The sequence below is a fragment of the Corynebacterium durum genome (assembly GCF_030408675.1).
GTDB lineage: Bacteria > Actinomycetota > Actinomycetes > Mycobacteriales > Mycobacteriaceae > Corynebacterium > Corynebacterium durum.
In genome coordinates, this window is record NZ_CP047200.1 from 936,578 (window position 1) to 959,197 (window position 22,620).

A 22,620-nucleotide genomic window follows, 5' to 3' on the forward strand; every position below is an offset into this window, starting at 1 on the left:
CATTATTGCACTCAGTGCAAATTTAGTGGACGAGGGGACGTACGTGGGTCAACTGAAGCGAGCGAGACAGGCAGTTCAGGCCCCAAGAGTCACCAGACTACTCCGCCACCACCCGCCGAAAACGCACAATATCCCCAGGTCGCAGTTGGGCGGTGCAGTCAGAAGAACACCAATCCAACACACCGATTACCGGATAGCCTCCCGTCACCGGGTGGTCCACCCCAAACAACACCGGAAACCCGCTCGGCGGAACCTGAATAGATCCCCGAACCATGCCCTCGCTGGCTATCTCCCCAGCTAAAGCCCGTTCCAGTGGCTGCTCACCATGAACCCGGATGCCAATGCGGTTGGACTCGCTGCTCACCTCAAACGGTTCGCTATAAAAACGCTCCACAGACTCCGCAGTAAACCACTCTTCCCGAGGGCCAGGAATGACGCCCAAGGTGACAGTGTTCGTCATGGCTCGAACAGGCGCACAATCCCGTACCCAGGAGTACCAGCCAGGGCCAGATACATCAGTGCCGACAACCAGCGTGTCACCAACACGCAGCTGATCAGGACCGATAGCACTGAGCATGTCGGTCGACGCGCTGCCCAGCACCTGCGGGGCAGCAAACCCACCACGCACCGCGAAATATGTGCGCAACCCCTGCTGTGCTGAATCGAGAGTGAGGCGAGTGCCAGGCTGGACGTCGATAATTGTGTGAGTGTACTCAATGTATTGGTAGCCATTGGGTAGCTCCACATGCACAAGGGCGTTGGTGCCCGTAAACACCACGGTTGCTGCTGTCAGCGCCTCAACGCTGAACCCGCCGAACAGGATCTCCACCACCGTCGCGCCGGGAGCATTACCCACCACCCGGTTGGCTTGGACGGCGCTCGCGCGGTCAAACGCACCAGAAGGACTCACGCCGCTGGACATATACCCAGAACGGCCCGCGTCCTGGAACAACGCTTGCGGGCCACTGGCCAGTACTTTAAACATCGTCAACCTCCACGAATCGCACGGTATCCCCAGGCTGAATGAGCGCCGGAGATTCCCGCGTCAGATCCCACATCGGGGTTGTCGTAGTGCCCAGCAGCTGCCATCCACCCGGCGACGCCTGGGGATACACCCCCGAAAACTCCCCAGCCAACCCCACAGAACCAGCGGGAATACTGGGACGAGGCTGGCTATGCCGAGGCACATCCCACCAGTCGTCAGTCGGCGTGAGGTACGTAAACCCCGGAGCAAAACCACCGAACGCCGCACGCCACTCCATGCTGGTATGTGCATCAATCAGCTCGCGCTCACTGATGCCAAGGTGGGCAGCAAGGGTGGATACATCAGGGCCGTCGTAACGCGTGGGAATAGTCACCGTTGCTGTGTGCAGGGCGCTTGTCGACGCCGCGCCCACCACCAATGTTTCCAAGGTTGCTGCTGTATCTGCCTGAGATGCGATGTGCGGATTGAGGTGAACAGTGATGGTTCGGGCTGCAGGGACAAGCTCGCGGACCTGCGGAAGGTCAAGTGCCTGAATCTGCGCGTGCAGATCCACCACGTCGTCGAGACTGTCCAGGTCGATGATCAAGGCGTGATCGCCGTTGCGTGCAATATTCATGGCTGAGCTTGTACCGCCACCCCAACGTGACCGAGTTGCTCAATGATGCGACGCGAAAGGCTAATCGCCTCAGGGTTGTCGCCGTGAACGCAGAGGGAATCAGCCTGGACAACTAGTTCCTGGCCATCAATGCTGGTGATGGGAGCGCCGGTGGCAAAGGCAATAGCTTGACCCGCCACGATATCTGGATCATGGTGCACCGCGCCGGGTTGGGAGCGGCTGACCAGGGTGCCGTCTGCGTTGTAGGCGCGGTCGGCAAAAGCCTCCGCGAGGGTAGACAGCCCCTCGGCGGACGCCCAGTCGAGGATCGGAGAGCCTGCGAGGCCCATGAGCTTCAGTGTGGGATCTGTGGCAAGAATTCCCTCAATCACGGCCATGGCTTGGGTTTTATCGTGGGCGATGCGGTTGTACAGGGCACCATGCGGTTTGACGTAGGTAACCTGCGCCCCCACCGATCGGGCCGCCGCCTGGAGAGCACCGATCTGGTAGATGGTTTCTGCCCGCAAATCATCGGGGTGGTAATCCATGTTTCTCCGACCGAAACCTGCGAGGTCGCGGTATCCCACGTGCGCGCCGATGCGCACGCCCCTTTTTTGGGCGAGATCACACGTGCGGATCATCACCAGCGGGTCGCCTGCGTGGAATCCGCATGCGATGTTGGCGCTGGTCACCAGGTCGAGGACGGCACTGTCGTTGCCGATAGTCCATGCGCCGAAGCTTTCGCCGAGATCGCTGTTGAGGTCAATGGTTGGGGTGGCTGAGGTTCCTGACGGAGAAGTATGCATGAGAATTGGCCCTTCTTTGTGGGGTATATGTGTCTTTTCCAATGGTGACGTGCTATTTGAGCAGGTCAAATACGCCCGAGAAGGAGTTCCACGCCAGAATCCAGGCCACTACCGTTGCCACGATGCCGATGATGATTAGCCACAGTGGGTACTTGTATCCGTTGAGAAGATCCTTGGAACGGAAAGCTGCAACGTAGATCATCATGGTGAAGCCGATGGGGAGTACTAGGCCATTGAACGCGCCAGCAAAAACTAGAAGCGTGGTTGGTGCCGTGCCGAGGATGAGGAACAAAGTGCAGGAAATGACGATGAATGCAATGGTCACCCAGTTCTGCAGTGATTTCTTATCGGGTGTGTTGGGCACGAGGAAGGTTGCGGAGGTGTAGCTAGCACCAACGATGGAACTCAGTGCCGCAGCCCACAAGACCACGCCGAAGAAGCGTAGACCAAGGTCACCTGCTGCTACCTGGAAAGCTTGGGCTGCGGGGTTACCCTTTGGATCCAGAACCGTGCCGCCAGCGACCACGCCTAACACCGCCAAGAACAGCAGGACTCGCATGATGCCGGTGAGCAGGATACCTGTGACAGAGGATTGGGATACATCCTTGACGTGTTCCGCGCCAACCTTGCCGGAATCCAACATGCGGTGAGCGCCAGCGTAGGTGATGTAACCGCCCACAGTTCCGCCAACAAGGGTAGTGATGATCAGCCAGTCAACCTTTTCTGGCATGACTGTGTTGCGCAGCGCATCGCCCACAGGTGGCCCTGAGACGATAGCCACATAGAGCGTCAAACCCATCATGAGGATTCCCAGGAAAACCAGCACCCTATCCAGCACTCCGCCAAGTCTTTTAGCGAGGAAGAACACAATAGAGATGGCTGCAGTCACAGCACCACCGATTTTCGCATCCAGCCCCATCATGGCGTTGGTTCCGAGTCCCGCACCAGCGATATTGCCAATGTTGAATACAATGCCGCCAATGGCCACAAGAACAGCGAGCACCCAGCCCAAGCCGGGTATCACCCGGTTGCCAAGTTCCTGGGCACGCATCCCGGATACGCCGATAACGCGCCACACGTTCAACTGCACAGCGATGTCGAGGAGGATTGAGACGACAATCGCAAACGCGAAAGCGGCTCCCAGTTTGCCAGTAAATACGGCGGTTTGCGTAAGGAATCCAGGGCCGATGGCGCTGGTTGCCATGAGGAAAATGGCGCCGAGAAGAGCGGTTCGCGTTGATGCGCTGGCCGCAGCCTGCCCGAGCGTTGGCCCCTGTTGTGATGTTTGTTCAGGCAAGGCTCATGCTCCAATCTTGTGATGGCTGCGCGGCATGGTTAGCCGTGTGGTAATCTACGTGACCTTCCCGCAGGCACCAATGCGCGCACACGGGCTTAAGTGAGGGTCAGCATTAATTGTTCAACAATGTGTTGCGGGTCTCAGTATATCCCTCTTTGTGTTCCAGGGAATAGCGTTAAGTAACAAGGGGGAGCCGACGGGGGTAGAAAACTCCCGAACCGTTGGCACGCTACCGCGTTTGAACTGCTCTTTTTCTGAAAGCTGACCGTGTTGAGAGGTGTACCTTAGTAAGGCTGGCAGCAGCGCGAAAATGTCCGTTATGGTGAGTTCTATGAGTGCACACAATGATGGGATGCCCCCGACATCCCCTCTTACCTCCGTATCATCGGTGGAGCAACTCGCGGCCTCCATTACAGCCAGCATTAATATTGGTGTTCTCGTGCCGGGCGTTCAGTTGAGCGAAGTAGCGCTTGCCCAGCAATACGGTGTGTCTCGGAATACTCTGCGCGAGGCGTTTCGGCTGCTCGCCCGCGACGGCCTGGTAGAACACGTGCCGCATCGCGGAGTGTTTGTGCGCACCATGACCGCCCATGACCTTAAGGACATTTACGCTTATCGACGCTTCGTGGAACTCGGCGCCATCACCTATGCCTACAGCGATGCACACCGCACCCTTGATTGCCTGCGGCGCATGCGTGTTGCCTGCGACCATGGGGAAGCGGGGATGCTGGCGGAGAACTGGATCGATGTGGGAAACGCCAATGTTGATTTTCACCAGGCGATTGTGGATTTCGTGGGATCCGCCTTTTTGACCAGGAATGCGCGCATTGCGCTCGCACAATCACGGCTGGCGTTCCTTGTGCACCCCAACGGCAATGACGTGCACGCCCCCTTTGTGAAGAAAAACCGCTATATCGTCAACCTTCTCGCCACCGGTGAGGTGGCGGCTGCGCGCGATGAACTGTCCACCTACCTTGATAGGGCCGAATCGATCAATCTGAAGCTTGTTGCTGACGGAAACGAGGACAGTGAATAATACATACACCCCGTGCCCGCGTTATGGGGCTTGGGGTGTATATATACAGTGATCAGGCTATCTACTGGTCGCGATCCGTGTTGCACATATCCAACACATTCAAGCGCTTGTCCAGCTCTTCCTCGGTGAGGTTGTCGCCGTCAACAAAGCCCAGGTCAATAACCATCTGGCGGATGGTCTTGCCTTCCTTCAGGGCGGTCTTAGCCACCTTGGCAGCGTTTTCGTAGCCGATGGCGGAGTTCAGTGGCGTGACGATGGAGGGTGAGGACTCTGCAAGGGTCTTCATGCGCTCCTCGTTGGGCTCGATGCCGTCAACCAGCTTGGTGGCAAACACGCGAGCGGTATTGCCCAGCAGGCGCGCGGATTCCAGGACATTGCGGGCCATCATCGGGATAAACACGTTGAGCTCGAAGGCGCCCTGGGCGCCACCGAAGGCAACCGCAGCATCGTTACCTATCACCTGTGCGGCAACCTGGGTTGCGGTTTCGCACAGCACTGGGTTGACTTTGCCGGGCATGATGGAGGAGCCGGGCTGCAGGTCAGGCAGGTGAATCTCGGCCAGGCCAGTGAGTGGGCCGGAACCCATCCAGCGGATGTCGTTAGCCATCTTGGTCAGGGAGACCGCGATGGAACGCATTGCACCAGAGAATTCCACCAGGCCGTCGCGGTTGGCCTGTGCCTCAAAATGGTTGACGCATTCGCGCAGTTCCTTCACACCAGTCAGGTTGACCAGCTCGGCGGTGACCTTTCCGCCGAAGTCGGCAGGGGTGTTCAGGCCGGTACCCACTGCAGTGCCGCCGATGGGCAGTTCGCCGAGACGGGGAAGTGTTGCTTCAACACGCTCAATGCCGGCCTGGATTTGGCGGGCGTAGCCGCTGAATTCCTGGCCGAGGGTGACCGGTACGGCATCCATAAGGTGGGTGCGGCCGGACTTGACCACGTTCTCCCATTCCTTAGCTTTCTTGGCCAGCGATTCCTGCAGCACCTTCAGGCCGGGGATGAGGTCTTTCACGGCGGCCTCGGTGGCTGCCACGTGGGTTGCGGTGGGGAAAGTGTCGTTGGAGGACTGTCCCATGTTTACGTCATCGTTGGGGTGAACCTCAACGCCGTTCTTTGCGGCGATAGAGGCGATGACCTCGTTGGTGTTCATGTTGGATGAGGTGCCGGAACCGGTCTGGAACACGTCAATGGGGAATTCGGCGTCATGCTTGCCGTCGGCGATTTCCTTGGCAGCGGCGATGATGGCGTCAGCTTTCGCGGCGTCGAGAAGCCCACGATCCTTGTTCACCTGTGCGCAGGCTGCCTTCAGTAGGCCCATGGCGCGGATCTGTGCGGACTCGAGGCCGCGGCCTGAGATGGGAAAGTTTTCCACGGCGCGCTGGGTTTGTGCACGCCACAGGGCGTTGACGGGCACTTTCACTTCACCCATGGTGTCGTGTTCGATGCGGAATTCCTGCTCGGTCATGAAAAATCCACCTTCACTAAGAGAGTCGTAGAACTTATCTACATAAGTATGGCGTAAAAAAGGGCGGTTGTGTGGCGAAGGGTGTCTACCCCCGGGGAGTGTGACGGGTTTCGCACTCCGCACACTCCTCACTGCGTATGGCTAGTTCTTGGCGCTGTAATCCACCGCAGAGTATTCCTGCAGCTTGGCCAGCTGGTGCACGGATTCGATGAAACGAACCGTGCCGGAGCGGGAGCGCATGACCAAGGAGCGGGTGGTGGCGCCGTTTTGGCGATAGCTGACACCGCGGAGCATGTCGCCGTTGGTCACGCCGGTGGCCACGAAGTAGCAGTTATCGGAAGAAACCAGGTCATTGGTGGTCAGGACGGTGCCAAGATCCAGGCCCGCGTCCTGAGCTTTGCGGATTTCCTCGTCGTTAGTCGGATAGAGTTTGCCCTGAATTTCACCCCCCATACACTTCATGGCGCAGGCGGTGATAATGCCTTCTGGGGTGCCACCGATGCCCATCATGATGTCCACGGAGTTGGTGTGTTGTGCTGCGGCAACGGCACCGGCGACGTCGCCGTCCCTGATCAGACGGATCTTGGCGCCTGCCTCACGGATCGCGGCAATGAGGTCATTATGGCGCGGGCGGTCCAGAACCACCACGGTGACATCCGAGGGGGAGATTCCTTTAGCCTTGGCAACGGCGCCGATGTTGACGGCTACTGGCGCGTTAATGTCAATGACACCTGCGGCTTCGGGGCCAACAGCGATTTTCTTCATGTAGAACACTGCGGATGGGTCATACATGGTGCCGCGTTCTGCGGCTGCGAGGACTGAAATAGCGTTGGGGCGGCCTTCCGCCATGAGTGTGGTGCCGTCAATCGGGTCGACGGCAATATCGACATCGGCACCCTGGCCGGTGCCTACTTCTTCGCCGTTGAACAGCATGGGGGCTTCATCTTTTTCACCCTCACCGATGACCACAACGCCACGCATGTTCACTGAGTTGATCAGTTTGCGCATGGCATCCACTGCGGCACCGTCGCCTTCGTTTTTCATTCCTCGTCCAACCCAACGTCCGGACGCGAGTGCTGCGGCTTCGGTCACGCGGACCAATTCCATGGCGAGGTTACGGTCTGGACATTCGGTTTGGCGGGTATTCATCTGTGCGGCCTCCTACAGTGGCTGGGCATATGCGGGTGTAACGCCCGAATATAAAGGGATGACTAAAAGGGTGGTGTTGGTGATAACCACCATTTCTATTCTTGCATTGATGCGTACGCTTTTGCCCGCTTTGTCCACCCGAATCGGGGGAGTCGGTGAAAGTCTGCCATACTATCCAGGTGGCTGAGAACAAACCTCGTATCTTCCAAGACGGCCGAGACATCAGCATGACACTCATTGTCATTATCGTGGTGATGGCACTCACGGTTGCGTTCACCGGCATGTGCAGCCTCAACCCGGGACGCCCTGAAAATGGTCCTGTCCAGGAGGTTGATGCCCGGCAATTTTTAGATATAGAGGCACGGGGGATGGCTTTCCCGCTGCGTTACCCGCAGATGCCCGACGGCTGGACGACTAATTCCGCTCGCCGCAGTTCTGTTGATGGTGCGCCCGCCCCCGTGGTGGGCTGGGTCACTGCCCAGGGTGCCTATGTGCAGCTTCTTCAAACAGACCGCCCGCTTGAGGATGCAGTGAAGGACCATGACGACTACGCGCGGAAGGAACAGACGTCGACAAGCATCGCAGGAACGGACGTTCACGTGTACACGTCCGAGGAGCATGATGCCCGCGTGCTGTGGGTCGCTGACCTCGGTGATGTGCGGCTGCTGGTGTCTGGAACCGCAGGCGAGACCGAGTACACGCAGCTCATGGAAGCGACGCTGAAGACAGCGCCTATCGACGCCCATAGACCCTAGGTTGTTGCGTCGTTTCCGTTGTCGGTGCCCAAGGCGGTCTCCACACGCTGACGCGCCCCGGCCAGGTGTTCTTCGCAGCGCTTCGACAAGGCTTCGGCGCGCTCCCAGTACTTCAGGGATTCGTCCAGACCCATCTGTCCGAGTTCCAGGATTTTCACGATTTCAATAAGCTCCGCCAGCGCGGCCTCGTAGGTGAGTGTTTCAACAGCGGGGAAAGCATTCTCGTTCATTGTTGTCCTCATATATAGGGTTTAGTCAGCGGGGGAATGGGCAATAGATGCGGCAGTGACGGACCCATCGGCCACACGAATGCGCAGCTGGCTACCGGGCGGGGCCTGCTCGTAGCTGGTCACTACCTCCGGCTCTGAGCCGTCACGCGGAATCACCTGCACCACCGAGTAACCCCGCGCCAGCGTCGCCGACGGGCCCAGCGCCGAAACCTGCGCGCGCAGGGCCCGAACCTGGGATTCGTGGCTGTTGAGTAGGTAGGTTATATCACGCCGCACCATGGTCAGCGCCCGCTGAACTTCTTCCTCTTGGCGGGTAATGGGGGTGAACGGATCTGCCAACACCGGCCGGGAGCGCAGCGCCTGTAGGTTCTGCTGCTGGCGATCCACCCAGCCTCGGAGCGCTGCGGCGGCGCGCTGACGCAGTTGATCCAAGCGCAGCAGCTCTTCCCGTGCATCCGGAACCACGCGTTTTGCCGCGTCCGTGGGGGTGGCGGCGCGCAGGTCAGCTACATTGTCCAGCACCGGGTTATCCGGCTCGTGCCCAATCGCTGATACCACCGGGGTGCGGGCGCGTGAGACCGCGCGTTGCAGCGCTTCTTCGGAAAACGGCAGCAGATCCTCCACCGAACCGCCGCCGCGGGCGATGATGATCACATCAACCTCGGGGTCCGCGTCCAGTGCTTCAAGGGCGGCAATCACCTCGGGAACCGCTGGGGCGCCCTGCACTGCCGTGTTGATCACCTTGAAATTCACGTGTGGCCAGCGGTCTTCCGCCACTGACAACACGTCGCGCTCTGCGGCTGAACCGCGACCAGTGATCAAACCAATGCAGCGCGGAAGGTAGGGGAGAGGCAGTTTGCGGGAGGCGTCGAAAAGCCCTTCACTGGCTAGTTGTTGGCGTAGGCGCTCGATGCGGGCCAGTAGTTCGCCCACGCCCACTGGGCGAATCTCTGTCGCTCGCAGCGAAAATGAACCCCGGCCCGTGAAAAACGTTGGCTTGCCGTACACCACCACGCGGTCACCATCGCGCAGGGGAGCGGGGGCGTTTTGAAGTAGAGCTGTGTCGCACGTGACTTGCAGGCTCATTTCGGCTTCTACGTCACGCAACGTTAAATACGAAAATCTCCATGACGGTTTTATGTTTACCTGGGCAAGCTGGCCCTCAACCCACACCGAACCAAGACGCTCGATCCATGCTTTGACCTTGGAATTTACCTCCCGAACCGGCCACGGATTTTCGGCAGACGTTGGCTCGTTGCTCACACAGACTCCTCAACACATCGGACACATAACGACGGTACGTGTGGTGCGCATCAGGCACACAATAACGCCCACTATAGGCGGTTTGTCCGGACCATCACCGACGACAGTGACCTAGACTACGCACACCTCACCCTACTTGGATAGGCTGTAGGACATGACAACCCCTGAAGCCGCAGACGCGAAAAAAGTTCTGCTCGCCGCGCCCCGCGGCTACTGCGCAGGTGTGGACCGCGCCGTCGAAACCGTCGAACGTGCCCTAGAGAAGTACGGGGCACCCGTCTACGTGCGCAAAGAGATCGTGCATAACCGCTATGTTGTGGACACCCTCGCCGAACGGGGTGCCATCTTTGTTGATGAAACTACCGAGGTCCCTGAAGGCTCGCACCTGGTGTTTTCCGCGCACGGCGTCAGCCCCGCTGTGCATGCAGAAGCGAAGGCGTTGTCGCTGGAAACCCTCGACGCTACCTGCCCGCTGGTGACCAAAGTTCACAATGAAGTGAAACGCTTCGCCCGTGACGGATACCAGATCCTGCTCATTGGGCACGAAGGCCATGAGGAAGTTGAAGGCACCGCCGGGGAAGCCCCCGATGTGGTGCACCTTGTGGATGGTGCCGCGTCCGTTGACTCCCTTGACTTTGGGCCGGAGGACAAGCTTGTGTGGCTTTCCCAAACCACGCTTTCCGTGGACGAAACCATGGAGATTGTGCAGCTACTCAAAGCCAAGTTCCCGCACATCACCGACCCGCCCAGCGACGACATCTGCTACGCCACCCAAAACAGGCAAGTAGCCGTCAAAGCCATCGCGGAACGCAGTGACCTAGTGATTGTTGTTGGCTCTCAAAACTCCTCCAACTCCAAACGGCTTGTGGAGGTTGCTCTCCAAGGCGGAGCCGATGCCAGCTACCTCGTGGACTACGCCCACCAGGTTAAGCCGGAATGGCTCGATGGGGTCACCACCGTTGGTGTTACCTCAGGGGCATCGGTGCCGGAAATTCTGGTCCAAGATGTGATCAAGCTTCTCGACGACCACGGCTTCCACACCGTCGAAGAAGTCACCACCGCCGCCGAAAAACTCGTGTTCTCCCTGCCGCGCGTCTTGCGCCCCGCCCGCACGCCTTCTGGCCGCTAGTTAATACAGGTCGTCGTGGCGGCTGTTACGGCGACTATCCCGACCCGTCGAATCACGGCGCGGCTGGACCTTCCGCACTTGGCGGCGCTGCACAGTCCGCGGCTGCCTCTGTTCCTCATAGGCCGCTGGTTGCTGACGCGGTTGCTGGCGGCGCTGCTGCGACTGCCTCGACTCCTGCTGACGGTTGTCACGTTGCTGCTGATCACGCTGGCGCTGCCCTCGCGCCTGCGCCGATTCGCTACCACGCGACGTGTACCGGCCACCGCCGGTGCTGTGATTGTGTGCCTCCGCGCGTGACGACGACCGCTGTGGTTGCTGCACCCTTGGCGTCTGCACTGTGCGCTTGTGGGGACGCTGCTGGTCATGGCCACCAGTCTGGCCGCCTGCCCTGCTGCTTCCAGCGTCGGCAGTGGGTCGGCGGATACTCCCCGAACGTTGTGGCTGTTGCCGAGTGCGCTCTTGGCCGGGGTGCTCTTGGTGTGGTGCTTCCTGACGCATGGCCTGCTGGCGACGCTGACGCTGAGCCTCACGGCGTTGAGCATCGCGTTGCTCGGTGGACGCGGCGGCACGGCGTGGAGGTTGTGGTGGGCGCCCTGAGCGCTCGTGTTTACTGTGATGATCCTCCTCAGGGCGCTGGTGCGCGCCCGTCTTCGGAGAGGCTTTTACGGGGGAAATCACCATCGTAGGTGGTGACTGCGGCTTAGTGCGCTTCGGTTGCTCAGGTGTCGATGGTGCCGCGTGGGGTTGTTGAGCGGCAGGCCGTTGCTGGGGCCTAGGGCGTTGTACAGTGCGCTTGTGCGGCTGCTGGGGTGGTTCCTCCGGTGCTGACGCTCGACGTTGCAGTTCCTCAACCGTCACGCGTTGCGACGCCGCGGCTGGCTCCTTGTGAGGAGGAATATCTTGCTGATTACGGTTGCTCAGACGGCGTGCACGTGAGGTGGTTTCACGGTTGGTGCGGTCCGCCTCTTGCGTCTTTCTACGCTCGCGCTCCGCACTCCGAGCCTGCGACCCCATGGTTCGCCTGAACTGCCAGATACGCAGAGCTGCGATAATAGCGCACCCCAACGTGACCAAGCCAAGGGTTGGGAAGTGCTGCGCCAACGGGTACACCAAGGTGAGAATAGTTGTCGCTGACAGCTTCTGCGGGACATTAGACACTGAGGCATTGATCATCCAGGCTGTCAATGGAAGTGAAATGCCAAACAATAAGGGGAGTTGCCCAACAGTGAGCATCAATCCGCGTGCTTCCACGAGGATGGTCACCACGACGCTGCCCGCAGCAAAAGCGATAATGAAGGGCAGGCCAATGGTCTGCTGCCGCACGCTGATCAGTAATCCCACAGCCAGGGCTGCGAGCATGATGAGTGTGCTCGACCATGTGGGAAGGCCGAAAGTCCGCGTGGGAGCTGCGGTGCTTCGCGGGCGTGATGTTCTGGAAGTGTGTTGGGACACGAGCGCTAATGTTACCTAGGTTGGGTCGGATTCTCCGAACTACTGGACTGGGCTTTGTTATTTTTGTGGAACAACTGGACAATTTTCGCTGATGCGTCAGACAAGCGTGCTAGAAGCGTTTCAGGATCCTCCTCGCTGGCATCACCATGTGTGGTTCCTTCCTCACTGTTTGCGCTGGATGCTGAGGCGTGGCGGTCACGACGGGCGGCACGCAGCTTGCGCCCCAGCACCTCGCCATGCATGCCGGTGAGCGAACCAGCTGCCGTAGCAAATTCAATTTGATCAGCGGTTTTCTCGCCGGACCTCAACGCCACCATGTCACTGAGGTAGCGGAACAACACCGCCACAAGTGCAGTCACGGGAACGGCCAAGAAAGCACCAACAATACCGAAAAGGCTTGACCCGATGGTAACTGACAACAGCACGATCACGGGATGCAGATTCATGGCGCGGGACTGCAACATGGGGGATAGGATGTTTCCTTCCAGCTGCTGCACTGCAACAACGAGAGCCAAAACAATGAGGGCTTTAGTGAAGCCCAGTGAAACAAAAGCAATCAGCACTGCCAGCGCCCCGGCGACAAATGCCCCCACGATGGGGATGAAACCCGCAATAAAGGTAAGGGTTGCCAACGCCAGAGCCATGGGAACCCCGAGGAATACCAGGCCCATGCCGATGAACACGGCGTCGACAAGCGACACAATAGCTTGAGCCCTGATGAAGCCGGCGAGAGTGTTCCAGGACCGTGTGAGTAGTTCTGTGAGGTGCCAGCCCGCGCGACGTCCCGTGATGGAGCGAAGCCACGGGAGAAAACGGTCGCCATCCTTGAGGAAAAAGAACGTCAGCACAATGACAATACCCAGCGTGACCATCACCGTTGAAGCAACGCCGATACCTGCGAACAGTTCACCTGCGATGGTCCCGGATTGTCGCTGCAACCATATGGTGGCATCGGTAAACCATTTATTGATGTCATCGTCGCGGACATTCAGCGGTGGGCCCTGCAACCACAACTGCACCTTCTGTACGCCCTCAAACGCTTGGTAGTACAAGGTTTGGGATTGCTGGCCGATGCTAGGGGCAATGAGCGCAATCAAACCGCCGAAAAACCCAAAAGCCGCAAGGATCGTAGCGAAACTCGCTAGCCCTGCGGGCACGCCAATGTTGCGCAACGTGCGTGTGATAGGCCACAGCACCGAACAAATGAGGATTGCCAACGCGAGGGGGAGGATGCCACGCGAAAATTTACTGAGCAGAAACCACGCGGCGTAGGCTGTCACCGCGATCACAAGGAGGCGGAGACACCACCACGCGAATTCCTTCACGCCGTCGGCGATAACCTCCGAACGATCAATACGGTCCTCGCCTTCCAACTCCTCGAACGTGCGAGAAGCCTCCAGCTGTAAATGCTGCAAATAATCTGCCTCTGACGCAGACAGGTCGGACGCTGGCAGCTTTGATGCCGACTGTGATGCTGGCTTTGATGTGGTCGACGTTGGGTCAGCCAGAGCATCAGCGGGCGTCTCTGAAGACTGTTTATTGCTCACTTGTCCCATCATGCCTGAAAACCCCGCTGCACGCCGATAATTCTGCATGTAGCGGGGCTGCTGGACATACCAGCGGTTCGGTTAGGGGTTACACCTCGTGGCTGATCAATACCTCGTCTGTGGCGTACTCAGATTCACCGAGCAGGCCCGATTTTTCATCCGGGTTGCGGCGCAAGGCGATAATACTAGCGGCAAGACCGCCCCAGATCACCACCATGAACAACACCATCATCATCACTGCTGTACCACTCATGTCAGCGATTCCTTTCTGTTTAGCTGGGGTCTTTTACGCGGGTCTTTGTACCCGGAGTGTGCTAGTCATCGGACTTTTGCTCGGCGGCGAACCCGGCCGCGCGCCGCTCCTCGGGAGCGTACTTCCGTGGGCGGGTGATGGTGCGCTGCAAGTCAGAATCAATACCAAAGTCCGAGCCGGGTGGGCCAACCAACGACAAAGAACCGCGCCACGGAACAATTGTCAAAGCAAACGCGGCGGCGACAATGATGCCCAGCACAACCCAGCCGAAAATGGTCACTTGGGTGGAGGTATAGCCGCCATATGGCTTGGACACCAAGGTGAATAGCTCCTGCATCAGCGTGTAGCCCAGCACAATCGTGGTCAGATTCACCACGCAGATGCGCCACAGCGTGCCCACCTGGAATGAAGACACTGCGTTCAAATGCAGGGCAAATTCGTTGGTGCGGCGCAGAATCCAGTCGATCACGATGATCGCGATCAGGGCGATGGCGACGATACCAATGTTGTTGGTGAACTTATCCATAATGTCCAGCGTGGCCAGGCTGGAGGTGGTGGAGAACAGCGCCAAGGAAATCAACGCCATGACCACACCAACGCTCACGGCCGTGGTTTTACGCGGCAGATCCAGCTTGTCTTTCACCGCAGACACCACGACCTCCAGTAGGGAGAACAAGGAGGTGAAACCGGCAATAGTCAGCGAGGCGAAGAAGAACACGCCGAAAACAGCGCCCAGCGGCATCTGGTTAATGATTGCGGGGAATGCAATGAAAGCCAAACCAATACCGGAGGTGGCGACCTCGCTGACTGGGACGTTCTGCTGGGTGGCCATGTAGCCCAAGGCTGCAAACACGCCGATGCCCGCCAGCACCTCAAAGGAGGAGTTCGCAAACGCCGTGACCAAGCCCGTGCCCGTCAAGTTCGTGCGCGGTTTCAGGTAGGAGGAGTAGGTCAGCATAATGCCGAAGCCCACTGACAGTGAGAAGAAGATCTGGCCATAGGCTGCAACCCACACCGTGGGGTTACGCAAGGCGTCCCAGTTCGGGGTGAAGAACGCATTCAAGCCTTCGGCGGCACCATCCAAAAACAGTGCTTGGATCACCACAATGATGAACAAGACGGTGAGCAAGGGCATGAAAACCTTGGAAATCTTGCCAATGCCCTCGTCCACGCCCATGGCCATGACGATAATCGCCAATACCCACACCAGCGCCAAAGCGATAGCAATCTGCGGAACAATCTCCGTGGACACCGTTTGGGAGGTGTCGGCCTGCAGGAAGTCCTTCATAAAATAGTCTTCCGGCATATCGCCCCATGCCTTATTGAAGGACTTGACCGTGTACAGCCCGGCCCAGCCAATAATCGCGGCGTAGTAAATAGTAATGAAAAACGCGATCCCTACCTGGATCCAGCCCACTGGCTCGGCCCACGAGCGAATCCGCCGGAACACTAGGGGAGCGGAACCACGGAAACGGTGCCCCAACGAATAGTCCAAGAAAAGAAGAGGAATACCCGCAGTGAGCAGTGCAATCATATAAGGAACAAGGAACGCGCCGCCACCGTTATCGTAGGCGACATACGGGAAACGCCAAATATTTCCCAACCCCACTGCAGAACCAATAGCTGCGAGCAAAAACGCGATGCGGGTGGAAAACACTTCGCGACGAGGACTAGTTTGATCAGCCATGCTGACGGGCCTTTCCAACGTGTGAAATGTTAACGATGAGACACCACAGGCATCACGGGCCTTCAGGTGGTGGCCCGGAAAGTATGCCCGGTACTCGACAATGTTTGCGGTAGCGTTGGGTTGGCGCCCAGCTCATCGGGTAATTTTCGCGTGCACCGTCCCACTACGTGGAAAAATCCTAGCACCTTATTCCACAGACTGAAATAGAGAGGTGCGTGAGGCGGTGGCGTACGCGGCGTCGATAAGCCGTGCGATAGGGGTGATGGTGGCAGTAGAGCCGTGTCCGGTGGCGTTGCTAGGATAAACAACCGTGACCTTAACTCTTGGAATTGTTGGCCTGCCGAACGTGGGCAAGTCCACCCTCTTTAACGCCCTCACACGCAACGATGTGCTTGCAGCGAACTATCCCTTCGCCACCATTGAACCCAACGTTGGCCTCGTCGAACTGCCCGATCCGCGGCTGAACAAACTTGCCGAAATTTTCGGGTCTGAAGTGATCAAACCCGCCACCGTTAGCTTCGTTGACATCGCAGGCATTGTGAAAGGCGCCTCCGAGAATGAAGGGCTGGGCAACAAATTCCTCGCCAACATCCGGGAAGCCGACGCCATCTGCCAAGTCGTCCGCGCCTTCTCCGACGACGATGTCATCCATGTCGACGGCCGCGTTGACCCCAGCAGCGACATCGCAGTCATTGAGACCGAACTCATCCTCGCAGATCTGCAAACCATCGAAAAGGCCCTGCCGAGGCTAGAAAAAGAAGCCAAGCGCGACAAAGAAAAAGCAGGCGAAGTCGCAGCCGTAAAACGAGCACAAACCATCCTCGAAGACGGACGCACCCTCTTCTCCGCTGCGGGTAACGGCGAAATCGAGCTGGCGACGCTCCGGGAACTCCACCTGCTCACCGCCAAACCCTTCCTCTATGTATTCAACTCCGATGAAGGGGTGCTTACCGACGCCGCGCGCAAAGACGAACTCCGCGCCCTCGTCGCCCCAGCCGACTGCGTGTTCCTTGACGCCAAAACCGAAACCGAACTCTTTGAACTCGACGACGAGGAAGCCGCCGAACTCCTCGAATCCGTTGGGCAACACGAACCCGGACTACACTCACTAGCCAAAGCCGGATTTGCCACACTCGGACTGCAAACCTACCTCACCGCAGGCCCCAAAGAAGCCCGCGCCTGGACCATCCACAAGGGCGACACCGCGCCCCAAGCCGCAGGCGTAATTCACAGCGACTTCGAACGCGGATTCATCAAAGCCGAAATCGTCTCCTTCGACGACCTTGTCGCCGCAGGCTCCATGGCCGAAGCCAAAGCCGCCGGACGCGTGCGCATGGAAGGTAAGGACTATGTTATGGCCGATGGGGACGTGGTGGAATTTAAGTTTAATGTGTAGGGGAGAATGTAAGAACTGTGGAAATCTGATTCCATCAGGAAATAAGTTTTGTGGAGAATGTGGCTGTTCTGTGGAATCGGGTTCGACAAATATGGCAAATGCTGGTGGAGATATTCATGGCGGCCTGTATCAAGCTGGCCGTGATATAGTCGTTAATTCTTCGAAGCCATCCGAATCTGTGGAGGCGTCTTATGAGGCGGTCCCAAAGTGGCGGAGTCCTGTAACACTGGGAGTTCTAACCTGGGTCTCAATTGGTCTTGGGGTCCTCGCTTTCTTTCCTATTCGTGATATTCTAAAACCGGTTTTTGGATTCCTATTTTCTTTTCCTCGCGATTATGAAGTGGAAGGGTATCAGTATTATAATTCTCGGTTAATTTTTATACTTGCGATTATCGTGCTTGCTGTGCCTATAATGCTTTTACTTAATATTGCTCGCAATCAGATTCGAAAACCGCTGTGTTTTAGCTGGGCAATTAATGGCGCAGGAAAACGTTTAACGTTGGAGTGGATTCGCCCAAATAGTTGCCCAATATGTGGTGGGAAAATGCGATACTGCAAAAATTTAGATCGGATGCCTATTCTTCTATGTTCAAGAAATTCAAACCATTGGTTTGAGGTGGATCAGGCTGAGGATGTTATTGATGATTCTCGTTGAAAACTGAACTTTGCGAAGGTGTTTGTTTTTGTAAAAGCACCAAGATTACGGTAGCTATTATTATGACTACGTTGTTAGATTTTTGAAGTTTTTTTGCGCCATGTAACTAATGTATCTTTCTAACGTGAATTTTTCTCAATCCAAGTATGTATCGCCTGTTCAAGCTCCTCAATCGCAATAATTAGTTGCTGGTTGTTGTACCTTGGATTCTTGGTATTTTCAGGATGGTGTACTGAGTTTCGGACATATACTACATTTGGAACATTGTAATACTTGTTATCACGATTATTGTACCATTGTAGCGAACTACTAATTCCGAGTTCTTCTAATTTAGTTACAATATCTTTTTCACGTGCGGAATCCTTCTGCAGACAAAGGTTCTGGAAGTGGCCATACAGTTCATCCATAAACTCAATACTGGGGATCATGAATGCATAATAGTTAATTGCATTCCAGGATACGTAAGGGAGTTGGCATGTGTTAAGCTCGTCATGCGTTTTGATTTTTGGTGTGCCAGATTCATTTTTCATTACCAGCATCGTATAAGAGTCATTTTCTTCAAATCCCTGAATCATATAAGGAGAATGTGTGATTAAAAGCACCTGTTGATTGTCTGCAATTCCACGTATTGCTTTGGCTAAGCTCAACTGAGCTCTTGGGTGAAGCCATGTTTCTGGCTCATCCAGTCCAAATATCATTTTTTGATAACCGCTAGAGCCTCTTTTTTGTGATTTTTGTCCAAAAACCTGCAAAAGGGCCAGCATGAATGCTCGCTGAAGGCCGGTTCCTTTATTTTCTAATGGTGTTTCGCCTTCATTATTAATATTGCTAGACAGTAATACTTGACCTGATTTTAATAGTGATGTTGGATCGGGAACTTCAAAGTTGAACCGTGCTGTTGCTTTCCCGTATTGTTCAGTTATGACCTCTGAAATTTCAGTTGACAGCTCCTGCAAGGCATTTTGCACCGTTCCTTCGCCTTGCTGGGTGAATAGAGCTTTATGCGCCTCAGTGAAATTAAGCCAAGGTTTACATTTATCAATATCGGAAATGGCAGCAGATATTAACTTTCCTAATGTTTTAGATGTTCCCATGTTGACATGAGCTTCTGGTGCGTCGTCAGCATAAATAAAGTTTAAGTCAAGAAGGGATTTAAACTTTGTATCAATTCCAGTTATAGCTTCAAACTGGCTTGATTTGGGATTCCAGAATGTAATCTTTTTTGCGTCGATATTTACTTTTTTCTTACCTTGCTGTACTGTTTCTTGATTGGATTGGCGCCGTACGCGTAAAATTTTGGATTTTGACAAATCTTTACTTTGCTGATCGCACCACAGAAAATCTTGAAGTTTGTTAAAATCTTCGTTTCCAAGCATTTCTTCTAAGTCGTCACCACTTAGATCAACTATCACCTGAGATTCGTTGCTGTTGGTGGTATATATTTGTTCATTATTATTGGTGCCATTTCTTAGGTATTCTATAGCGAATAGTATTGTTGATTTTCCCACGTTATTTTCACCAACGAGATAATTCAGGCCAGGAGAGAGATCAACTGTAGTTGTTCCGCGTAAGCCACGTATATTATGCATTTTTATGCGTTTTATGTACATATATTTTCCTTTGGTTTCATGAGTATGGTGGTATTGTTAGGACGGAACTGTGGCACCACTGGATCGGATTTTTTCTTAGTATAGCGATTGTGGGTATAGTTCTGTCAATTCGTTTCTTCGGTATTTTTGCAAGATAACTTACTTTTGTTTTTGTTGATTGCTCACATACTTGCTACGTTGACATGTACATAATGTTTAGCGGGTGGCTGGCGGTCGACTTATCTGATTTGTTGATATTTAAATAAAGCTAGTCACATGGCGATGTCTTTGGAGAAATTTTTGATTAGTCGTCCGTTTGATTGGCGGGAGGTTGATACCTCTAGGACTCAGCTGTGCGCAGAGATCAGTGCCTATCGTCTGTAGGAATTTCGTGAGCAAGCAGAGGCGACGCAAACTCGGTTGATTAAAGAAATTACGGGTCAGGTTTCCAAGATTGAGCATAGAGATCATGTCAAGCTCGCTGAATGCCCTGCCAGAGGCTATTTTTCGGCACACTTAAACTTGACGCTTTTCCGTATTATGAACAGTAAGCTACCGCGGCTGTAAGAACATAAGCTAATGAGATCGCATAGGGATGCAACATATATGCCACCAACGAACGCGAAGGTAGAAACCCATGGATAACAACCCCAGAGAAGTAAAGCATGACGAGATTCCTGTGCCGAAGCCTCCTGAAGGGTGGACCCCGCCACCGGATCCGACTCCAGAGGAGTTGAGGGAAGAAGCTCTTGCGCGTCTGGCCAAGATCGATCAATGTCGCGCAATCGAGGCATTAATCCGTGACGGCTGGAATGATCAGCGTATTGCCGCTTACCAGGGCGTCGATGTCAGCAAAGTGCGCGTTGTTCGTCAGCGCATGGAGTCGGAGGAAACGAGCTGCCCGGTCACTCCTAAAGAGCTGGGATGGCGTCGAGCTGCGGGGCACATGAGCGATCAGGATATGATGGATCGCCTGCGATCATGGCCTTATACTTTTAGCCGCGTGGTCTTTGATGCCATCGATTATGGCGACTGGGATGATGTCGTGTGGTTGCGTGAAAAAGGCTATATCTCCCGCGAGGAGTTCGGTGAACTGAAAGCGATCACTGACTCGATGCCGAAACGTCCCGACATCCTCTAAGGTAGCCGGGGCGAATCTTTTACGGGGCGTGCTTTCCAGGGGCGTCGATACCCAACCACGTACCCCAACCACGTCCTTTACATCAGCAAAGACTGCACCCGCACCCTCACTACTGTCTCATCCCCATTCCCGCGTGCCTCCGACACAGCAAGAATGACCGTCTCTTGAATATCCCGAACAATGTCTTTGACCAGTCGGGAACCATCAATGCCTACCTCAAGAACAATGGATTGCTCGTCAGCGTCAATGATGACTCCGAAGCGGGCATCAGCATCATTGCCTTGGATGTGGCTTCCCACGGTTTTGAGCGTGCTGCTTATGCCCGGCTCGACCCCGCGGACTCCAGGAACTGAGGTGACCGCTGTGGCTAGTTCGGCTGCTGAGATGCTAGTCGTCATCGTGCAAGTCCTCGATATGAACGTTGACGGTGGGGGACAGTCCTAGGTTCTCATAACATGCTTCTCGTACCGCATCGCGGACCTGTTGGGCGAGTTCTGGCAGGTGCTGTGTTGTCACGTGGGCAGAAATTCGGCAGAAAATTGTTTCCGGCACCCCTAGTTCGCGGGCCTCAACGGGGTCGTCGGGGGCTTCGGCGTGCTGGAAGGATGTACGTAATCCTCGCGCGCTGTCGACAGAGTCTACCGCTTGTCGAACAAGGGAACGCAGTGAAAACTCCGAAAGACTGTAGGGACCTAGGTCGGTGGGGGGCATGTGTACCTGCGCTCCATGGCGCGTCGCAGCGACAATTGCGTCCATCATGTGACGCTGGGGCATCACTGACACGTTCGACTCGGATTCTAGCCGGTCCCATGTTTCGTGGATGGAGGCAATGAGGCGCATGTACTCGCGCGTTGCAGCATCGTCCCGCGCGGCGTCGTCACGCACAGAAGCGGGAGAAACCTCAGGGGAGAGTAGTGTGGTGCGGTGGTTGTGGCGGCTGGCGGGAGTCATGCCCACTCCTTCATGTTGCGCATGACCAGTGAGCGGGCGCGTGCGAGCCTTCCGCGGACAGTGGATTCTGTCAGGTTCAGAGTTTTGGCAATCTCCTCGTAGGACATGTCATCAACCTCTCGAAGCACCCAGACGATGCGAAGTTCGGGCTGTATTGAAGATAGCAAAATAGCTAATGCCCCAATTTGGGCGTTGACCTCGCTGGATTGTGCTGGGTCTGCAGTTGTGTTCGATGGTGTTTCAGTGAGAGTGCTCGCGGTTTCAAGACTCTCGTGGTCGTAGGATTCGGTGGCGCGGCGTTGTTGCTTACGGATGGCACTGGTCGCACTGTTGGTGCAGATGCGCATAAGCCAACTTCGAAAAGCACTGGGTTCCTGGAGCAGGTGAAGACGTCGCCAAGCCTGGATAAGGGTTTCTTGCACGATGTCTTCACTGTCGTGGCGGTTGCGTACGATCATGTACGCGGTGCGGAACAGGCGGCCTTGGTAGCGTTCAACAAGTCGTTCGAAGGCTTTGATATCGCCATCTTGGGCTCGCAGTACCAGTTGCCTGTCGTCATGATCATGCGTCATCGCCAGACCTGGTGCTTTCAGTCATGCGCGATTCCTCTACAGCGCGGGCGCGGCCAGTGCGTGCAGTACTGGCAATGCTGCGGGAACGGCTAGGACTATCGAGTGTGAGCAGCACATCCACTTGTTTGGGGTGCGCGCCCAGCGATACGGCAAGGTCGTTGTCGAGTCGGCTTCTCAGTTCTGACACCGCCCATTCGACCTCGGAGTTCTGGGATACGGTTGCGGTGGCTTGTACCCGCAGGTTGCCGGGGGATCCGGTCACCCACGCGGAACATCGTTTGACACCGGACACGTCTTCGCCTCGCTCAGACAGTGCCTGCGCCAGAACCTCGGGGCTTATGGTCGCCAGCAGCGTGCCGTCGGCGTCGGTGAAACGCAGGGGAGAGGCGGACGCTTTCCGGGGCACCTGCATGATCAGCAGAACCACGCCAAGTAGCACTGCGATTATCGACGCCGCGAACACGGCCGGTAATAGCCACGCTTCCTGCCCCATTGTTGCGTTGTCGATTCGTGTGCTGGCCGGTGCCAAGAACGATGTTGTGGCGGGCCAGTGCTCACGGACGTTCAAGCCAGATGCTAGTACCCATGATGCGGCGATTACGGTGACAATACCAGCGCTGGCCAGAATTATTCTGTTCCAGGATCCAGATACTGAACGCATAGTGCT

The 22,620-nt window shown here is 56.1% G+C and carries 23 protein-coding genes; 6 read left to right on the plus strand and 17 right to left on the minus strand.

Annotation, left to right across the window (positions count from 1 at the left end; all coding sequences use genetic code 11):
* Positions 1 to 97: 97 nt before the first annotated feature.
* Genes CDUR_RS04455 through CDUR_RS04470 form a run of 4 tightly spaced genes read right to left on the minus strand, consistent with a single transcriptional unit; the run spans position 98 to position 3,683 of the window.
* Positions 98 to 985, minus strand: coding sequence for a 5-oxoprolinase subunit C family protein (locus CDUR_RS04455; protein WP_179417290.1), 888 nt, complete (start codon positions 983 to 985; stop codon positions 98 to 100).
* Complete coding sequence (locus CDUR_RS04460; protein WP_179417291.1) at positions 978 to 1,601, minus strand: 5-oxoprolinase subunit B family protein; 624 nt, start codon at positions 1,599 to 1,601, stop codon at positions 978 to 980. Before CDUR_RS04460 ends, CDUR_RS04455 begins: the two co-directional genes overlap by 8 nt.
* On the minus strand, positions 1,598 to 2,386 hold the full coding sequence (locus CDUR_RS04465) for a LamB/YcsF family protein (protein ID WP_179417292.1): 789 nt from the start codon (positions 2,384 to 2,386) through the stop codon (positions 1,598 to 1,600). The genes CDUR_RS04460 and CDUR_RS04465 overlap by 4 nt, the downstream gene beginning before the upstream one ends.
* 52 nt (positions 2,387 to 2,438) lie before the next feature.
* The gene (locus CDUR_RS04470; RefSeq protein ID WP_040358563.1) at positions 2,439 to 3,683 is read right to left on the minus strand and encodes an NRAMP family divalent metal transporter; all 1,245 of its coding nucleotides are present in this window, start codon (positions 3,681 to 3,683) and stop codon (positions 2,439 to 2,441) included.
* A gap of 352 nt (positions 3,684 to 4,035) precedes the next feature.
* Between CDUR_RS04470 and CDUR_RS04475 the strand changes: the two genes are divergently transcribed.
* On the plus strand, positions 4,036 to 4,719 hold the full coding sequence (locus CDUR_RS04475; RefSeq protein WP_290208061.1) for a GntR family transcriptional regulator: 684 nt from the start codon (positions 4,036 to 4,038) through the stop codon (positions 4,717 to 4,719).
* A gap of 61 nt (positions 4,720 to 4,780) precedes the next feature.
* Here the strand turns inward: CDUR_RS04475 and CDUR_RS04480 are convergent, their stop codons facing one another.
* Both CDUR_RS04480 and glpX read right to left on the minus strand, forming a co-directional pair.
* Complete coding sequence (locus CDUR_RS04480) at positions 4,781 to 6,184, minus strand: class II fumarate hydratase (protein ID WP_006061783.1); 1,404 nt, start codon at positions 6,182 to 6,184, stop codon at positions 4,781 to 4,783.
* A gap of 141 nt (positions 6,185 to 6,325) precedes the next feature.
* Positions 6,326 to 7,333 carry a class II fructose-bisphosphatase gene (gene glpX, locus CDUR_RS04485; protein WP_179417294.1) on the minus strand — a complete coding sequence of 336 codons (1,008 nt, stop codon included), beginning with the start codon at positions 7,331 to 7,333 and terminating at the stop codon, positions 6,326 to 6,328.
* A 179-nt stretch (positions 7,334 to 7,512) separates the two neighbouring features.
* Here glpX and CDUR_RS04490 point away from each other — a divergent pair, with 179 nt between their 5' ends.
* A complete protein-coding gene (locus CDUR_RS04490; protein WP_179417295.1) occupies positions 7,513 to 8,088 on the plus strand; it encodes a DUF4245 domain-containing protein in 576 nt (191 codons plus the stop codon).
* Here the strand turns inward: CDUR_RS04490 and CDUR_RS04495 are convergent.
* Complete coding sequence (locus CDUR_RS04495; RefSeq protein WP_006061786.1) at positions 8,085 to 8,318, minus strand: exodeoxyribonuclease VII small subunit; 234 nt, start codon at positions 8,316 to 8,318, stop codon at positions 8,085 to 8,087. The two genes, CDUR_RS04490 and CDUR_RS04495, sit on opposite strands and share 4 nt — an antisense overlap.
* Positions 8,319 to 8,339: 21 nt before the next feature.
* Positions 8,340 to 9,581 (minus strand): exodeoxyribonuclease VII large subunit, encoded by a 1,242-nt coding sequence (xseA, locus tag CDUR_RS04500; RefSeq protein ID WP_179417296.1) that lies wholly within the window; start codon positions 9,579 to 9,581, stop codon positions 8,340 to 8,342.
* Between the two features lie 154 nt (positions 9,582 to 9,735).
* On the opposite strand from xseA, the gene CDUR_RS04505 reads away from it, so the two are divergent.
* Complete coding sequence (locus tag CDUR_RS04505) at positions 9,736 to 10,710, plus strand: 4-hydroxy-3-methylbut-2-enyl diphosphate reductase (protein ID WP_006061788.1); 975 nt, start codon at positions 9,736 to 9,738, stop codon at positions 10,708 to 10,710.
* Here CDUR_RS04505 and CDUR_RS04510 read toward each other — a convergent pair whose 3' ends face one another.
* The 4 genes from CDUR_RS04510 to CDUR_RS04525 all read right to left on the minus strand — a co-directional run bounded on the left by CDUR_RS04510 (position 10,711) and on the right by CDUR_RS04525 (position 15,649).
* Positions 10,711 to 12,162 carry a DUF6542 domain-containing protein gene (locus tag CDUR_RS04510; RefSeq protein WP_179417297.1) on the minus strand — a complete coding sequence of 484 codons (1,452 nt, stop codon included), beginning with the start codon at positions 12,160 to 12,162 and terminating at the stop codon, positions 10,711 to 10,713.
* A gap of 11 nt (positions 12,163 to 12,173) precedes the next feature.
* Positions 12,174 to 13,718, minus strand: coding sequence for an AI-2E family transporter (locus CDUR_RS04515; protein ID WP_233452996.1), 1,545 nt, complete (start codon positions 13,716 to 13,718; stop codon positions 12,174 to 12,176).
* A 79-nt stretch (positions 13,719 to 13,797) separates the two neighbouring features.
* Complete coding sequence (metS, locus tag CDUR_RS04520) at positions 13,798 to 13,962, minus strand: methionine/alanine import NSS transporter subunit MetS (RefSeq protein WP_006061791.1); 165 nt, start codon at positions 13,960 to 13,962, stop codon at positions 13,798 to 13,800.
* 61 nt (positions 13,963 to 14,023) lie between these two features.
* Positions 14,024 to 15,649 carry a sodium-dependent transporter gene (locus tag CDUR_RS04525; protein ID WP_179417299.1) on the minus strand — a complete coding sequence of 542 codons (1,626 nt, stop codon included), beginning with the start codon at positions 15,647 to 15,649 and terminating at the stop codon, positions 14,024 to 14,026.
* Positions 15,650 to 15,959: 310 nt separating this feature from the next.
* Here CDUR_RS04525 and ychF point away from each other — a divergent pair, with 310 nt between their 5' ends.
* Both ychF and CDUR_RS04535 read left to right on the plus strand, forming a co-directional pair.
* Positions 15,960 to 17,045, plus strand: a complete 1,086-nt coding sequence (gene ychF, locus CDUR_RS04530; RefSeq protein ID WP_179417300.1) for a redox-regulated ATPase YchF — start codon at positions 15,960 to 15,962, stop codon at positions 17,043 to 17,045.
* Positions 17,046 to 17,136: 91 nt separating this feature from the next.
* Positions 17,137 to 17,700: a hypothetical protein gene (locus CDUR_RS04535; protein WP_179417301.1), complete on the plus strand. Its 564-nt coding sequence runs from the start codon at positions 17,137 to 17,139 to the stop codon at positions 17,698 to 17,700.
* Between the two features lie 119 nt (positions 17,701 to 17,819).
* On the opposite strand, the gene CDUR_RS04540 is transcribed toward CDUR_RS04535, so the two are convergent.
* Positions 17,820 to 19,310 (minus strand): ATP-dependent nuclease, encoded by a 1,491-nt coding sequence (locus CDUR_RS04540; RefSeq protein ID WP_179417302.1) that lies wholly within the window; start codon positions 19,308 to 19,310, stop codon positions 17,820 to 17,822.
* A 658-nt stretch (positions 19,311 to 19,968) separates the two neighbouring features.
* Here CDUR_RS04540 and CDUR_RS04545 point away from each other — a divergent pair.
* Positions 19,969 to 20,430: a hypothetical protein gene (locus CDUR_RS04545; RefSeq protein WP_179417303.1), complete on the plus strand. Its 462-nt coding sequence runs from the start codon at positions 19,969 to 19,971 to the stop codon at positions 20,428 to 20,430.
* Between the two features lie 77 nt (positions 20,431 to 20,507).
* Here CDUR_RS04545 and CDUR_RS04550 read toward each other — a convergent pair whose 3' ends face one another.
* From CDUR_RS04550 to CDUR_RS04565, 4 genes are read right to left on the minus strand one after another with little or no spacing between them, the layout of a single operon-like run.
* Positions 20,508 to 20,828 carry a transcriptional regulator gene (locus tag CDUR_RS04550; protein WP_179417304.1) on the minus strand — a complete coding sequence of 107 codons (321 nt, stop codon included), beginning with the start codon at positions 20,826 to 20,828 and terminating at the stop codon, positions 20,508 to 20,510.
* The gene (locus tag CDUR_RS04555) at positions 20,818 to 21,381 is read right to left on the minus strand and encodes an Asp23/Gls24 family envelope stress response protein (RefSeq protein ID WP_179417305.1); all 564 of its coding nucleotides are present in this window, start codon (positions 21,379 to 21,381) and stop codon (positions 20,818 to 20,820) included. Before CDUR_RS04555 ends, CDUR_RS04550 begins: the two co-directional genes overlap by 11 nt.
* Positions 21,378 to 21,953, minus strand: coding sequence for an RNA polymerase sigma factor (locus CDUR_RS04560; RefSeq protein ID WP_179417306.1), 576 nt, complete (start codon positions 21,951 to 21,953; stop codon positions 21,378 to 21,380). The genes CDUR_RS04555 and CDUR_RS04560 overlap by 4 nt, the downstream gene beginning before the upstream one ends.
* Positions 21,943 to 22,614 carry an Asp23/Gls24 family envelope stress response protein gene (locus tag CDUR_RS04565; RefSeq protein WP_179417307.1) on the minus strand — a complete coding sequence of 224 codons (672 nt, stop codon included), beginning with the start codon at positions 22,612 to 22,614 and terminating at the stop codon, positions 21,943 to 21,945. The genes CDUR_RS04560 and CDUR_RS04565 overlap by 11 nt, the downstream gene beginning before the upstream one ends.
* Positions 22,615 to 22,620 lie beyond the last annotated feature (6 nt).

Bases quoted from the DNA above. Each gene is read 5' to 3' on its own strand.
- CDUR_RS04455 (WP_179417290.1), bottom strand. From the start codon at position 985: ATGTTTAAAGTACTGGCCAGTGGCCCGCAAGCGTTGTTCCAGGACGCG.
- CDUR_RS04460 (WP_179417291.1), bottom strand. From the start codon at position 1,601: ATGAATATTGCACGCAACGGCGATCACGCCTTGATCATCGACCTGGAC.
- CDUR_RS04465 (WP_179417292.1), bottom strand. From the start codon at position 2,386: ATGCATACTTCTCCGTCAGGAACCTCAGCCACCCCAACCATTGACCTC.
- CDUR_RS04475 (WP_290208061.1), top strand. From the start codon at position 4,036: ATGCCCCCGACATCCCCTCTTACCTCCGTATCATCGGTGGAGCAACTC.
- CDUR_RS04480 (WP_006061783.1), bottom strand. From the start codon at position 6,184: ATGACCGAGCAGGAATTCCGCATCGAACACGACACCATGGGTGAAGTG.
- glpX (WP_179417294.1), bottom strand. From the start codon at position 7,333: ATGAATACCCGCCAAACCGAATGTCCAGACCGTAACCTCGCCATGGAA.
- CDUR_RS04495 (WP_006061786.1), bottom strand. From the start codon at position 8,318: ATGAACGAGAATGCTTTCCCCGCTGTTGAAACACTCACCTACGAGGCC.
- CDUR_RS04505 (WP_006061788.1), top strand. From the start codon at position 9,736: ATGACAACCCCTGAAGCCGCAGACGCGAAAAAAGTTCTGCTCGCCGCG.
- CDUR_RS04515 (WP_233452996.1), bottom strand. From the start codon at position 13,718: ATGGGACAAGTGAGCAATAAACAGTCTTCAGAGACGCCCGCTGATGCT.
- metS (WP_006061791.1), bottom strand. From the start codon at position 13,962: ATGAGTGGTACAGCAGTGATGATGATGGTGTTGTTCATGGTGGTGATC.
- CDUR_RS04525 (WP_179417299.1), bottom strand. From the start codon at position 15,649: ATGGCTGATCAAACTAGTCCTCGTCGCGAAGTGTTTTCCACCCGCATC.
- CDUR_RS04535 (WP_179417301.1), top strand. From the start codon at position 17,137: ATGGCAAATGCTGGTGGAGATATTCATGGCGGCCTGTATCAAGCTGGC.
- CDUR_RS04540 (WP_179417302.1), bottom strand. From the start codon at position 19,310: ATGTACATAAAACGCATAAAAATGCATAATATACGTGGCTTACGCGGA.
- CDUR_RS04550 (WP_179417304.1), bottom strand. From the start codon at position 20,828: ATGACGACTAGCATCTCAGCAGCCGAACTAGCCACAGCGGTCACCTCA.
- CDUR_RS04555 (WP_179417305.1), bottom strand. From the start codon at position 21,381: ATGACTCCCGCCAGCCGCCACAACCACCGCACCACACTACTCTCCCCT.
- CDUR_RS04560 (WP_179417306.1), bottom strand. From the start codon at position 21,953: ATGACGCATGATCATGACGACAGGCAACTGGTACTGCGAGCCCAAGAT.
- CDUR_RS04565 (WP_179417307.1), bottom strand. From the start codon at position 22,614: ATGCGTTCAGTATCTGGATCCTGGAACAGAATAATTCTGGCCAGCGCT.